Raw genomic sequence first — 14,419 nt, 5'->3', positions numbered from 1 at the left:
TGGCGCTTAAAGACATATTTATAAACTTCAAATACTGATATCACTTGGATTCAATTTATTTTGTCCAAGTGGCTAACTTGTTATTGAAATTTTCGATTTAGTATCAATCTTTACTTTTTAAAATATTATCTTTAACAAAAATTATACCGGTGTTATCTTACTTTTGGGTATTAAGCTCACTAATTTTTAAAATGACATCTACTGCTTGTTCCATAACTTGTGTAGATACAAATTCATACCTTGAATGCATATTTTCACCACCCGCAAAAATATTAGGAGTTGGTAACCCCATAAACGTTATTTTAGAACCATCAGTTCCGCCACGCACTGGTTCAATAATTGGCGTAATGTTTAAACTATACATTGCTTCTTTAGCTAAGTCAACTGATTCCATATCATTTTTTAAGACTTCACCCATATTATAATATTGATCCTTTAAAATAATTTTAATACGTTGAATTCCAAATTTCTGATTCATTTGCTCAGCAATACTTTGTAATTTTTCTTTCCTTTTTTCAAACACTTCCCGATTATGATCCCTAATAATATAACGCATAGTTGCATAATCAGGTGTTCCATTAACTTGCATAATATGCCAAAACCCTTCTGTTCCACTAGTAAGCTCTGGTCGCTCCTTATTTGGCAATTTTGCATGAAAATCCATTGCTACTTGTAATGCATTAATCATTGTATCCTTTGCTGATCCTGGATGCACATTTTTACCTTGAATTTCAATTTTTGCATCTGCTGCATTAAATGTTTCCCATTCTAATTCACCTAATGGACCACCATCCATTGTATAAGCAAAATCAGCATTAAAACTTGCAACATCAAAATTATCCGCACCAATGCCAATTTCTTCATCAGGTCCAAAAGCCACTTTAATTGTTCCATGTTTAATCGTTGGATTAGCAACTAAGTACTCTATTGCAGTAATAATCTCAGCGACACCTGCCTTATCATCAGCCCCAAGCAAGGTTTTTCCATCTGATGTGATTAAGGTATGACCTTGATATTTGGTAAGATTTGGAAATTCAGCAACTTTCAAAGACCATTTTTCACTTAATTGTAAATCCGACTTACCATCATAACTTTCATGAATTTGTGGGTTAATATTTTCTGAATTAAAATCTGCAGTATCTACGTGTGCAATGAAGCCAATTGTTGGTACTTCATAGTCTAAATTACTAGATAATTCAGCAAAAACATACCCATCAGGCATTAATATAACGTTTTTAAGCCCAATTCGTTTAAGCTCTTCAGCAATCATTTTTAAAAATTCAACTTCTTTACTATCTGATGGAACCGTTGTCGATTCTTCATTCGATCGAGTATTAATTTTCGCATACTCAACAAATCTTGATACCAAATTATCATATTTATCCACGTATTAGTACCTCTTTCATAATTTAAATAAATAGGAAAGGATCCGTATTTATACTTGATTGTACTACATCTAGCTCCCATTGTGCATCAGCTGCCCAATCTTTTACAAATTGTTGCATTGCGGTTTTCATCCAAAATTCCATATGATGTCCTGGATCAATCACTGCAATGCCAGCTTCTTGAATATCATGCGCAGTATGATATGAAACATCTGCTGTCACCAAGACATCAGCGCCTTGCTTTTTTGCTTCATTATAAAATTCTGAACCAGATCCACCAATAACAGCAATTTTACGGACAAATTGATCTGGATCTTTACTAATAACTCGAACATGTTCAACTTTAAAAGCTTGTCGTAACCGTTTAGCATAATCTTTTAGTAATGCAGGGGCAGCTAAATTGCCAATTCTACCTAGTCCTGTATTTGGCAACTTACCAGAAATTAACGGTTTCGCGTCTGAGATACCTAATACCTGTGATAACCAGTCATTCATTCCATCTGAAGCATTATCTAAATTAGTATGTGCAGCATATACTGTAATATTATGGCGAAGTAGATCCGCATACATTCTATTTTGTGGATTAGCTAAGTCCAGATCATATATTGGTTTAAAAATAACTGGATGATGTGCTAAAATAAAATCCACATCCTGACTAATTGCCTCTTTTACAACGGCAGGACGTACATCTAATGTTGTCATCACCTTTCGAATAGGTCGTTTTAAATCACCTACCTGGAGGCCTGAATGATCCCAACTTTCTGCTAGTTCACTTGGTGCAAAAGTTTCAAGCCGCTTTACTAAATCTATCCCTCTGATAACTGACATCCTAGCACCTCCTCAATTAAATTAATTTCTTGGCTAGTCTCTAAAATACGCTCTTGCTGTTTTTTAGCTTTTTGTAAAAACTTTAAGACCTTTTTTTTTCGCATTATTTCATGTTGCCATTTTTGTCGCCAAATTTCTGGTCGCTTTTTTAACAAATCAGGACCAAACTTCAATTGCTGCCTATTAAGCATCATTTTTCCAGTGTGTGCTTGAATAATTTCATATGTATGTTGTCCTTCGGCAACGATATCTTCTTTGATGATTTTATAATTATGAGCCTGAAGCCATATTCTAACAGCCATTTCATCAGTATTTGGTTGTAAAATTAAATTTGGAAACCTATTTCCTTCATCTAAAATTTTACTAATTAAAAGTCCCCCCATACCAGCAATAACTACTGTATCTACATTATCCTCTTTTTTAATAGCAGCTAACCCATCAGCAAGTCGCACCTTAATTCTATCAGTTAATTGCTGATTTACAATTTCATGCTGCGCATTTTGAAAGGGGCCTTCAACTACTTCTCCAGCTACTGCAAATGTTATTTTTTTATTTAAAACTAGGTTTGTTGGTAAATAGGCATGATCTGAACCGATGTCTGCTATTCGTGCATTTTGGTCCACCATATTAGCGACTGCCGCTAAACGTTTTGAAAGTTTCTTTGCATCCATTTATTTTTCTCACTTATTTTATTGTCTATTAAAAGCTTAATATTTATTGAATCTTAAAGCAAATAAAATTATGGCATCTAAAATTGATTTCATGATAATTGAACTTATTTATATGACCATAATCAAAAAGAGTTAGATACAAAGTATCTAACTCTTTTACAAAATTACTTGTTTAATTTAGCGGCTAAACGTGACTTATCACGTGCAGCTTTGTTCTTTTTAATCAAACCCTTACGTGCAGCTCTGTCAATTGCTGAAGTAGCAATTACAAAAAGTTCTTGTACGTTATCTGCTTCTGCAACCACAGCAGCGTCAAACTTTTTAACTTGAGTCCGGTATGCACTTAATTGAGAAGCACGACGAGCTTGTGCTTTTTCATTAGTACGCACACGTTGGATTGAAGATTCAATAACTGGCATTGATAATTTCCTCCTGGTTTTTTTCTGTTTTAGCCAAGTTTACTAATAATTAATTTATTACAATTAACGACGTAAACCAAGTGCCTTAATCAATTCACGATAACGTTGAACATCAGTGTTCCGGAGGTAACGCAATAAGTTACGACGGTGACCAATCTTCTTCATCAAACCACGTTGTGAGTGGAAGTCGTGCTTGTGAACTGAGAAGTGATTATTTAATTCGTTGATGTCTTCTGTGAGAACAGCAACTTGTACTTCAACAGAACCAGTATCGCCTTCGTGACGACCAAATTGCTTAATAAGTTCGTTCTTACGTTCTTGTGAAATAGCCATGGGTTATTTCCACCTTTCTTTATTTATTCCCTAAACCGAGAAATTCGACGGTGACCCGAAAAACTAAGTATAGGGCCAATGCTTTAAAGCACTCTTAATATTTTACTAAATATAATTAAAAAAAGCAACTATTTTTTTTGATACTCCACCATAAACAATTCAAACAGTAGATCTGGATTTCTTTGAGTTGATTTTAATTGTAGCTCAATATTCAAAACACCTAGATAAACAGCAATTAAATCTTTGAACTTAAATTTTTGTGCGATTTTATTAGCCAGTTTAACACGGTAAGGATGTACTTTTAATTTTGTGGCTAACTCTTTTTCACTTCGCACTTTAGTAATTAACCCTTTAACCTGTAAAATTAATCTAAATTGACTTAATAAAAGAGCGTTCATCTTAAGTGGCTCTTCCCCATTCGCTCGTAGATCACGGTATAAACTTATTGCATCAGTAATTTTATTTGCCAACACAGCATTCACTAAATCAAAAACATTCTCACTTAATGATTTAGTAACAACTTTGTCAACATCATGACTTGTTATTTTAGTTTTACCATAGCAATACACTCTTAATTTTGATACTTCTTGCATCATATTTGACAAATCACCATTGGTTCTTTGAATTAATAAATCTAAAGCATTATTATCAATACTTAATTTAAAATTAGTTAAACTATCTCGCACAATTTGAGTTATAGTTTGACCACTTATATTTACTAAATCAATAAACTGAGTTTTATTTTGGAGCAATTTAACTATTTTTTTTCGTTTATCAATTTTTTCATACGGTACAAATACTATAAGCAATGTCGTCGTCTGTGGATCGATAATATATTTTTCAAAACTTTCAATATCATGCGTTATTTTCTGTAGTTTATTATCATTAGTTAAAAAAAAGGGATTATCTAATATCACAACTCGCTTATCACCAAAAAATGGAACCGATGTTGCATCATCCAAAGCAATAGCTAATGGCGTTTCTATTAAATCATACATTGCAAAATTCATTGCTTGTTCTTCTATTGACATACTTTTTTTAATGGTTTCCCTTAACTCATTAAAAAAATAACTTTGTGTTGCCTGAATTACGTATATAGGTTGTGGTTTATCAATTAATTTATTTTTTAAATCCTCAAAATTCATTTATTTATCCTTAATTTCGTATGCCATTGATCACCAAACATATTCCACTTATAAGTAATCATCCCCCTTTCAGCTGTATTTACCCAGCCAACTTGGTTATCTTCTAATGTTTTAAGTGTTTCTTGGTGAGGATGCCCATAGCGATTTTTATATCCAGCAGATATTATAGCAAGCTCTGGTTTTAATTGTCTAATAAAACTCTCATTAGTACTTGTTTTACTCCCATGGTGTCCCAATTTAATAATTTGAGCATGTAGCGTTGGGTAATTATGCATAATTATTTTTTCTCCATCTTGATCTAAATCGCCCATAAAAATGAACCTTTTGTTACCAAAATTACCTGTGGTAACTACTGAGTCTTGGTTTTTACCTGAACCTTTTTTATATGGCATTAACACTGCCAAATGATTTGACTTTATCAAAGTATCTTTCTTCACAGATATTATTTTAAAATGATACCTTCGCTGTAATTTAAGTAAGCTCTCATCCGTTGCCATTCCCCAACCTACTAATATTTCATTAACTGTAAACTTTGCTAATATCACACCTAAATCACCAATATGGTCTGCATCCCCGTGTGTTAAAATTATTTGATTTATTTTTGCAATTCCCAAACTTTTTAAATACGGAATCACTGAATAGTCAGCGCCTGCTTGTTGTTGTTTTTCTGGTTTTTGCCATTCTTCTTTCAAAAAGTTAAAATTTAACTTACCACCTGTATCAATCAAAGTTATTTTATTATTTTCTTTGATTATTGCACTATCACCTTGCCCAACATCAATAAATGTCACTAAATTTTGCATTGGATTATGAATTAATCCAAAACTAATGGCATATATAGTACATAAGCTCAACCATATTCGACGTGATTTGTATTGGGTTAATAATACGGCCGTACAAATTAAAGCCATCAATGCTAAGATCACTGGTGGTTTACCAAAAACAACCAGGCCTGGCAATTCAGCCATAATTTTAATGGATTCATTGGTCCATTTAATAAGCTGGTTTATAATCGTACTTAATATTGGTAAAAATGGAAATGTAACTACTCCAAATATAGTTATTGGCACAATAATATACGAAAAAAAAGGTAATAAAATTAGATTCACTCCTAATACCAAAATATGCCATTGATACGTATAACTTAATATAACTGGTAATGTTAACAAATTTAATAACAAAATTTGTTGCCAATAATTTAGTTTATCAACATATATTAAACCAAAAGCTAATAAATATGATAATTGGCCACCAAACGTTAATAATACCGAGGGTTCTAAAAAAACACCACCCAACAAAGAGCAACTCCATACATCTAGTCTGGTTACTTTAAATGGATAGATGTATTTAGCTTCAACCATCATAGCTGTGATTATTGGCCTAATCAATGAAATTAGACTTCCTGAAAATATAAAATACAATGGTAAAAGAATAATTAAAATAACTGCAATACCTTCTTGAAAAATATAAAACTTTTTCAACATAAACCGGATAAAAGCACAAAATAAACCAACTTGGAAACCAGAAATACTAAATAAATGTACTAATCCTAACGTTGCAATACCAACATTTTCTTGGTAAAAATCAATCCGAGCATAACCCATAATTAACGTTTCTGCATAAAATCTTAAATATTTCGGTAATTTCTCAAAATATTTAAGAATAACCTTACGTAACATATGTAATAGACTGATTAAATTAATCTGACTAATCTTATCAACTTTTTCAAGTTCAATGACATCTGCATTCCCTACAATATTTTGTGTTTTATAATATTTTATTAAATCAAATTGACCATCATTGTGCGTTTTTTGAATAGGCTTAAATATAACCCTTGCTTGAACTTTAAGAGTTTTTATATTAGAAACCAGTACCTTTTTACTTTCAAAACTATTGATATTTCCAAATAAAATTATTTTTTCTTGTTTATCATTTTCTAAGATCATTTTATATCGATTACCATTAAAAGTAATTTCATCTGCTAATACTGTTCCGATAATATTAACTTGCTTATCATTACAAGCATAATCTGTTGCTAGCTTACTAATATTTACTTGCCACATAAAAAACAAACTAGCAATAATCAATACAAGCACACTAACTATCAAAGCCATTTTTTCTCTTAGTAAAAAAATTCTGATTAACCAAAAACAAAGTAAAACTGTTACCCACCATTGTCTGTCGAGGATTATTACATTCAATAGTGCAACCAATATCGCTAAGAAAATAAAGCGATTATACAATTAATTACTCATAATTTTCTAACTTGACAGCGTCCTGTGCAAATTCTGAAAATTTAACCTGGTTTAACTCAATTTTTTTTAACTTAATTAAATGCTGTGCATAGTCGTTATTATTATAATTTCTTAAAAAGTTAATTTTTTTAATTCCCGCTTGTAACAGTAATTTTGTACAATTAATACACGGAAAATCCGTTACATATACTTCCGCTCCATTAACTGAAATGCCATATTTAGCACACTGTATTAGGGCATTTTGTTCAGCATGGATAGTCCGAACGCAATGTCCATCAATCATTAGGTCACCAACATCAAGACAATGATCATCTCCGGTCACTGCACCATTATATCCACTTGCAATAATGCGATTGTCTTTTACCAATACCGCACCAACGGATAGGCGATTACATGTAGAACGTGATGACAAAGTAACTGCTTGTAACATAAAGTATTCATCCCAAGGTAGACGTTTTTTCATACTTGACCTCTTTTTTATTTTGATTATATTATAACGTATTATACACTAATCACATCTTTAATTTTATCAAACGTTTTTTCACCAATTCCACTAACTTCTTTAAGTTCATCAATATTATTGAATTGCCCATGTTCTTGTCGATATTGTAAAATTGCTGCTGCCTTACTTGGTCCAACACCCGTCAGTGTTAGTAAATCCTCTTGGTTTGCTGTGTTTAAATTTATAATACTCTTTTCTTGGTTACTAGCGGCAGTTTCACTTTTTTCTGTCATATTAACACTATTAAATTGTACTGGAATTTTTTCATTTTTTTTAGGAATATAAATAACCATTTGGTCAACTAAAACTTGTGCTAAATTCACTTGATTTAAATCCGCATTCTTCGTTGGCCCATGTGCTAAAGCAATTAAACTTTCTAGACGATAATTCTTTTGTATTTTATAGACGCCAGGCCTCTTAACAGCACCTTTGATATCTACATAACTATTCAAATTTTCCTGTTTTTCACTCATGTTATTTTTCTTATTACTAATTGCTACTTGTTGATCTCGCTTACTTATTGTTTTACTAGTTGTAAATAACTCAGCATTTGTCGAATTATTTTGATCAATTTGTTGATTAATAAAATAAAAGCCTACCCCAAATAACAATAGGCAACCTATTACGCCGCCGATTAATAGTTTTGGATATGCTCGCCACATATCTTTTATTCTTTCAAGCATTAATAGTTCCTCTTTTCACATTCTTATTAGATACTATACGAATTAAAATTTTAGATTGTTACTAAAAAGAAAACAGTTCATAATTTTTTAAAATAATAGATTACCAAAATATCAATATTCTTTATTGATAAGCTAGTTTTTTTGATAATAAATGACACGTTTTTAATTTCATTGTTAAGATCATATATTTTTAGCCTGAACTACAAAAAGCAACTAATTCAAATTTCAAATTAGTTGCTTAATAAATTAATTTAATTATTTAGTCTATCAGTATTTTTGAGACGAAAAATTTTTATTTTAATAAATTTTTGACGATGGCTGAACTGTACACCCCTTGGCCATGAACACGTTTAAAATCTAAGTATTTATTAATCATCAACCAGCCCTTTTTCTTCTTTGTTGCCATCGAAACACCATTGGCCCCATATCCTGGCCAAGCCCTATTTGTTAAACCAATATGAACATGAACTCCTGTAGTTTTTCCCGAAATCCCCATTGTTCCTAATTTTTTACCTTGTTTAACGTATTGACCTAGTTTAACCTTTTGTGATCCATTTTTGAATTCAGAGTATACTTCAAATTTACCATCATCTTGTTTTATAATAATTACATTGCCTGCCATCCAAAAATTTCTTGAAAAATCATTGCTTCCAACTGCTATAACCTTTCCAGCTTTCATTGCATAAAAACTTTTACTTTTTAGAGGAACGACATCTATTCCATAATGATAATTAGTGGCAGCTACAGCTAAATTACGAGTCCCTTGCCCTGAAGAAATATATAAATCACCTTTAACTGGCCATAAATATCCAGTTTTCTTACTGTATTTAAATCCCTTTTTTGCAAATTTTTCTTTTATGTCACTAGGAGTCAGCTTAGTTGTTTCATTTTCATTAACATCATCAGCTAGTACCTTATCTGTAGCAATACTAACAAACCCTATTAATGTTAATACACTGACAATTAAGCTTAATTTAAAATATTTTTTTAGCATTTATTCTAACTCCTAAATTAACTTTCCTTTTTTAATATCTAAAAATAATTATACTTGATAATATTAATTTAGAGCTTTAATATCAAAACACTTATTTAAATTGACTCAAATTTGCAATATTAAATGCTATGTTTTTAATTTTTGTAATATTTTAAGCAATTTCTTATATATTATTTAAAATAAAAACCATAAATAATCACTAGATTATTTATGGTTTAATAAAATTAAATAAAACTAATTTCATCTATATATATTGATTCAAAATTTTATTTAGTTGCTCTTTCGAATGATATCCCACAATTGTATCAACCACGATGCCATCTTTTTTAACCAATAAAGTAGGTATTGACATAATACCAAATTCTTGTGCAGTTTTTGGATTATCATCAACATCTAATTTGTTAAATTTTACTTTACCATCTAAGTCCTCAGCCAATGCTTCAACCACAGGGCTTTGCATCCGACAAGGACCACACCAAGTTGCCCAAAAGTCGGTTAAAGTTACCCCATTTGCTGTATCGCTTACAAATGTTGCATCGGTTGTTTCTAACACTGCCATAATACACCTCCATTAATTAATTATAGCTTACATTGTAGCATTATTTTCCTAATAGTCCAACTAATATGCTTACAAATTACAAGTTTAATTTAAGACAAATATATTTACACAGTATCCTTTTTTTGATAGTCTAATATTAAGTATAGTTTTAAATAAGGAGTTATATATGGGATTAAATATTAAACGTGAAACTAATTTTGATAAAATGTTAAGTGATTTTATTACGCTTCCTCTCGATGAGGAAGATAAAAAAACTAAAAATAAAGCACTTGGTCGTAAAGAAAAAAATGAAAAAAAACCTAGAAAAGAAAAAACACAGTAATTTATGTAAATTATCAAAAAGATTTTACACTTGTCATTTCAGTGTAAAATCTTTTTTTCACTATTATTTACTTAATTTTAGCTATTATAGAGATAAAATTGGTTTCACCAACCAAAATATATACTCACCTTTTAGCATCTGGATAGCGTTTATTCAATGCAGCTAAATTTTCAGTCGCTGCATTTTCAAAATCAATATCTGCCCATTCAGCAATTTGTGATAAATACCATAATGCATCACCTATTTCATGTGTCAATGCATCTTTATCTAGTTGTGCACCTTCAAAACTATATTGTTTCATCATATACGTAATTTGACCAGTTTCTGATGCTAAACCCAACCCTAAATTAGTTAATACAGTTTCTGTCCCAAATAATGTTCTATTTGCCGCCTTTTGATAATCATTAAATTCCACAACTTTACTCCTACTCTGCAATATGTTCTTCAATCCATTGCCAAACGTCTGCCTTACCATCTTTTGTAATTGATGAAAACATTAATAAATCACTTTTAGCATTATCAAATTGTAAACCTTTTTTTATTATTGATTCAGCTTTATTCCACTTTCCTTTTGCTATTTTATCCGCTTTAGTTGCTACAACTAATACTGGAATGTCATAATACATCAACCAATTATACATATTTATGTCATCATCACTAGGTGCATGCCGTGCATCTACTAAACTAATGACCCCTTTTAATTGTGAACGATTGGTTAAGTAACGCTCGATCATTTGTCCCCATTTTTCTCGTTCACTTTTTGATACTTTCGCATATCCATACCCTGGAACATCAACGAAAAACAACTGCTCTTCAACATTATAAAAATTTAAGGTTTGTGTTTTACCTGGTTGTGATGACGTTCTTGCAAAACTTTTCCGGTTAATTAAAGTATTGGTTAATGATGATTTGCCAACGTTCGATCGACCAACTAACGCAATTTCAGGCCAATCAGTTGTTGGATATTGCTCTGGCCTAACAGCACTTATTTCTAATGATACATTATGTACGTCCATTTATTGTTCTCCTTATAGTAAGTACGTTTGTAATATATTTTTATTTGAATAAAATAACTTATTTAATATATCAAAAATTAGCCTATTAATTATAACCTTCAAATAACTACTTGTACTTACTTAATTATATCTGCTTAATAAACGTTATTATCTTACAGTTTCACAACTTTTTCTATTTTTTAGTAAAAAAGTGTTTTAATTTTTGTTACTAATATTTCTATCTACTCCTATTAGTCACACATTAAAAAGCATAAAAAAGAGATAATCTATCACTTAGCGAGTAGAAAAGACTATCTCCGTGAATATTATCTCAAATTATCCTTGATATTGAAAGATACAAAGGCCACTTATTTTTGCTATCGATCTTTAATTCACAGATATAACTTGAAAACCTTTGCTAAGTTGTGTCATAACCCCAAGGTTTTTATTTTTCTTTATATATTACAAAAAGCAACTAATTCAAAATTTGAATTAGTTGCTTTTTAATTATCCGTTTATTTACGTTTTTAATTTATTGTTACTATACTAATAAAACGTAAAAATGGTTCACCACTATTTTAATTGTATCTTTGGTTCTTTTTTATCAGTAACTGTGGTTTCATCAATAACGACCACCTTAATATCATCTCGACTCGGAATATCAAACATAATATCCCGCATAACTTCTTCAATGATTGATCGTAAGCCCCGTGCACCAGTGTCACGTGTTATTGCAAGATTAGCCATGGCCTTAAGTGCTCCTGGTGTAAATTCCAATTCTACCCCATCCATCTTAATTAATTCAGTATACTGTTTAACAAGCGCATTTTTAGGTTCTGTCAAAATTTTAACTAAATCATTTTCATCAAGTTTTTCTAAAGCCGTTAAAATTGGTAATCTACCAATAAATTCAGGAATTAGTCCAAAAGCCATTAAATCTTCTGGAATAACATGTTGCATCACTGATTTTTCATTTAAATTATTTAAAGCTTGTGCTTTTACTGAATCAGTTCCAAAACCAATTACCTTATCTCCAAGACGTTCTTTAACAATTGTTTCAATTCCATCAAAAGCACCACCAACTAAAAACAAAATATTGGTAGTATCAACTTGAATAAACTCCTGTTGTGGATGTTTGCGCCCACCCTGTGGTGGCACATTTGCAATCGTTCCTTCTAGCATTTTCAACAACGCTTGTTGAACCCCTTCACCTGAAACATCTCGTGTAATTGAAACATTTTCAGATTTTTTAGCAATTTTATCTATTTCATCGATATAGATAATTCCACGTTCAGCACGTTCCACATCATAATCAGCACTTTGTAGTAGTTTTAATAAAATATTTTCAACATCTTCACCAACATATCCCGCTTCAGTTAATGTAGTCGCATCAGCAATTGCAAATGGTACATCTAAAATGCGAGCTAAACTTTGTGCTAAATAAGTTTTCCCAGAACCAGTTGGTCCTATAATTGAAATATTTGATTTTTGCAGTTCAACTTCACTGTCGCCAATTAATGTATCATTAATTCGTTTATAGTGATTATATACCGCAACAGCTAACGTCTTCTTTGCATCTTCCTGACCAATCACGTAATTATTTAAAATATCAACAATTTCTTTTGGTGTTGGTAATTCAATAACTTCTTCTGCAGCCTCATGTCGACTTTCTTCTTCAATAATTGATTGTGCTAGTTCAACACATTCATTACATATATATACACCTGGTCCAGCAATTATTTTTTGTACTTCGTTCTGTGATTTTCCACAAAATGAACAAACCACAGGACCCATTGGATCAGTAGTATCAAGCATCACAATTACCTCCTTTTCGCAATTAAATCACATCAATTGTACCATATGATAACCTAGTTATTACTTTTTATTAAGCAAGTTATTTCATTATTTTATATAATATAAGAAAAACTGCGACCAAAGTCACAGCTTTTCATTAATATTACTAAATTAGTTACTTAGGCTTCTTCTTTAGCAGAGTCAACAATCATATCAACAACTTGCTTAATAGCAATGTCATGCTTTAACATCGCTGGTGAAAGGGCCTGACGAACAGCAGCTTCATCCATACCATATTGATCAGCTAAAACCTTTACTTCAGCATCAATATCAGCATCAGTTGGTTCGATATTTTCTTTAGCAACAATTGCTTCTAAAACAAGGTTGGTTTTAACCCGTTTTTCAGCACCATCTTCAAATTGCTTGTGTAAGTCAGCTTCACTTGTTCCAGTCAATTGGTAGTACATTTCTGGACTAATACCTTGTTGTTGCATATTAGCAAGGTATTGGTCTAATTGCCGATGAACATCTTCATCAATCATTGAAGCTGGAATTTCATCTCCAACGACTTTAGCATTGTCAACTGCCTTAGTAAGTGCAGCTTCTTCTTTTGCATCTTTAGCAGCTTGTTGCTTGTCTTCTTTAATTTTAGCCTTCGTCTTTGTTTTTAACTCATCAAGTGAATTAACGTCTTCATCAACATCTTTGGCAAATTCATCATCAAGTTCAGGTAATTCTTTAGTCTTTACTTCATGGATTTTAACTTCAAATAATGCTTCTTTACCAGCTAAATCTTCAGCTTGATAATCGGTTGGAAATGAAACCTTAACTTCAACATCTTCATCCGCCTTATGCCCAATCAATTGATCTTCAAATCCTGGAATAAATTGCCCTGAACCAAGCTCTAGTGAGAAGTTTTCACCCTTACCACCATCAAAATGGTCACCATTAACTGAACCGTCAAAGTCAATCACTACAGTATCACCTTTAACAGCAGCATCATCTTCCTTTAAAACTAATTCAGCTTGTTGTCCGCGAAGTTTTTCAATTTCTGCATCAACTTCCTTAGCAGTTACTCGTGTACTTTGTTTTGGTACAGTAAGTCCTTGATAATCACCCAATTCAATTTCAGGAGCTACTTCTACTTCAGCGTGTAACTTCCAAACTTGATCTTTTTCCATTTCATCAGCAGCAATGTCTGGTTGTCCTACAGGACTGATGCCCGTTTCAATAATTGCTTCGTTATAAATATCACCTAAAATAATATTTAAAGCATCTTGATATAATGATTCTTCACCATATTGTTTAATAAATAATTGCTTAGGCATTTTCCCCTTACGGAAACCAGGCATATTAATTTGTGTTTTAACTTTGTTGAAAGCTTTGTTAATACCATCTTGGTATACTTCCACAGGGATTTCAAAAGACAATGTTCCTTTATTGCCTTCACCTTTAGTCCATTTTGCATTAGTTGCAACCATTTGTTAATTCCTCCAGTAAGTGAATTATTAGTTCACATATTCAATGTTTAATA

16 protein-coding genes are annotated in these 14,419 nt (G+C 31.5%); 1 reads left to right on the top strand and 15 read right to left on the bottom strand.

Annotation, left to right across the window (positions count from 1 at the left end; genetic code table 11):
* Positions 1–157 precede the first annotated feature (157 nt).
* The 11 genes from pepT to trxA form a co-directional block, all read right to left on the bottom strand.
* Positions 158–1,387: a peptidase T gene (gene pepT, locus JOC59_RS04805; RefSeq protein ID WP_205143665.1), complete on the bottom strand. Its 1,230-nt coding sequence runs from the start codon at positions 1,385–1,387 to the stop codon at positions 158–160.
* Between the two features lie 22 nt (positions 1,388–1,409).
* Entirely contained in the window at positions 1,410–2,213 is an 804-nt protein-coding gene (locus JOC59_RS04800) for a Nif3-like dinuclear metal center hexameric protein (protein WP_239517018.1), read from the bottom strand.
* The gene (locus JOC59_RS04795; protein WP_205143664.1) at positions 2,192–2,884 is read right to left on the bottom strand and encodes a tRNA (adenine(22)-N(1))-methyltransferase; all 693 of its coding nucleotides are present in this window, start codon (positions 2,882–2,884) and stop codon (positions 2,192–2,194) included. Before JOC59_RS04795 ends, JOC59_RS04800 begins: the two co-directional genes overlap by 22 nt.
* A 164-nt stretch (positions 2,885–3,048) precedes the next feature.
* Positions 3,049–3,303 (bottom strand): 30S ribosomal protein S20, encoded by a 255-nt coding sequence (gene rpsT, locus JOC59_RS04790; RefSeq protein ID WP_205143663.1) that lies wholly within the window; start codon positions 3,301–3,303, stop codon positions 3,049–3,051.
* A gap of 63 nt (positions 3,304–3,366) precedes the next feature.
* Positions 3,367–3,636, bottom strand: a complete 270-nt coding sequence (gene rpsO, locus JOC59_RS04785; protein WP_205143662.1) for a 30S ribosomal protein S15 — start codon at positions 3,634–3,636, stop codon at positions 3,367–3,369.
* Positions 3,637–3,764: 128 nt separating this feature from the next.
* A complete protein-coding gene (gene holA, locus JOC59_RS04780; RefSeq protein WP_205143661.1) occupies positions 3,765–4,781 on the bottom strand; it encodes a DNA polymerase III subunit delta in 1,017 nt (338 codons plus the stop codon).
* On the bottom strand, positions 4,778–6,982 hold the full coding sequence (locus JOC59_RS04775; protein WP_338090190.1) for a DNA internalization-related competence protein ComEC/Rec2: 2,205 nt from the start codon (positions 6,980–6,982) through the stop codon (positions 4,778–4,780). The genes holA and JOC59_RS04775 overlap by 4 nt, the downstream gene beginning before the upstream one ends.
* A 46-nt stretch (positions 6,983–7,028) precedes the next feature.
* The gene (locus tag JOC59_RS04770) at positions 7,029–7,499 is read right to left on the bottom strand and encodes a ComE operon protein 2 (protein WP_205143659.1); all 471 of its coding nucleotides are present in this window, start codon (positions 7,497–7,499) and stop codon (positions 7,029–7,031) included.
* 38 nt (positions 7,500–7,537) lie between these two features.
* Positions 7,538–8,221 carry a helix-hairpin-helix domain-containing protein gene (locus JOC59_RS04765; RefSeq protein WP_205143658.1) on the bottom strand — a complete coding sequence of 228 codons (684 nt, stop codon included), beginning with the start codon at positions 8,219–8,221 and terminating at the stop codon, positions 7,538–7,540.
* 292 nt (positions 8,222–8,513) lie between these two features.
* Positions 8,514–9,215, bottom strand: a complete 702-nt coding sequence (locus tag JOC59_RS04760) for a M23 family metallopeptidase (protein WP_205143657.1) — start codon at positions 9,213–9,215, stop codon at positions 8,514–8,516.
* 244 nt (positions 9,216–9,459) lie between these two features.
* Positions 9,460–9,774, bottom strand: coding sequence for a thioredoxin (trxA, locus tag JOC59_RS04755; RefSeq protein WP_205143656.1), 315 nt, complete (start codon positions 9,772–9,774; stop codon positions 9,460–9,462).
* 166 nt (positions 9,775–9,940) lie between these two features.
* Between trxA and JOC59_RS04750 the strand changes: the two genes are divergently transcribed.
* Entirely contained in the window at positions 9,941–10,096 is a 156-nt protein-coding gene (locus JOC59_RS04750; protein WP_205143655.1) for an SPJ_0845 family protein, read from the top strand.
* A 124-nt stretch (positions 10,097–10,220) separates the two neighbouring features.
* Here the strand turns inward: JOC59_RS04750 and JOC59_RS04745 are convergent, their stop codons facing one another.
* From JOC59_RS04745 to tig, 4 genes are all read right to left on the bottom strand, one after another.
* Complete coding sequence (locus JOC59_RS04745) at positions 10,221–10,511, bottom strand: nucleoside triphosphate pyrophosphohydrolase family protein (protein ID WP_205143654.1); 291 nt, start codon at positions 10,509–10,511, stop codon at positions 10,221–10,223.
* Between the two features lie 10 nt (positions 10,512–10,521).
* Complete coding sequence (yihA, locus tag JOC59_RS04740; protein ID WP_205143653.1) at positions 10,522–11,112, bottom strand: ribosome biogenesis GTP-binding protein YihA/YsxC; 591 nt, start codon at positions 11,110–11,112, stop codon at positions 10,522–10,524.
* Between the two features lie 552 nt (positions 11,113–11,664).
* Positions 11,665–12,906 carry an ATP-dependent Clp protease ATP-binding subunit ClpX gene (gene clpX, locus JOC59_RS04735; RefSeq protein WP_205143652.1) on the bottom strand — a complete coding sequence of 414 codons (1,242 nt, stop codon included), beginning with the start codon at positions 12,904–12,906 and terminating at the stop codon, positions 11,665–11,667.
* A gap of 158 nt (positions 12,907–13,064) precedes the next feature.
* The gene (tig, locus tag JOC59_RS04730) at positions 13,065–14,366 is read right to left on the bottom strand and encodes a trigger factor (RefSeq protein WP_205143651.1); all 1,302 of its coding nucleotides are present in this window, start codon (positions 14,364–14,366) and stop codon (positions 13,065–13,067) included.
* Between the last annotated feature and the right edge of the window lie 53 nt (positions 14,367–14,419).

Origin of the sequence: Periweissella beninensis, assembly GCF_016908275.1 — a bacterium.
GTDB classification, from domain to species: Bacteria; Bacillota; Bacilli; order Lactobacillales; family Lactobacillaceae; genus Periweissella; species Periweissella beninensis.
The sequence above is the reverse complement of the archived record's forward strand: the minus strand, read 5'-3'. Positions and strand labels throughout refer to the sequence as shown.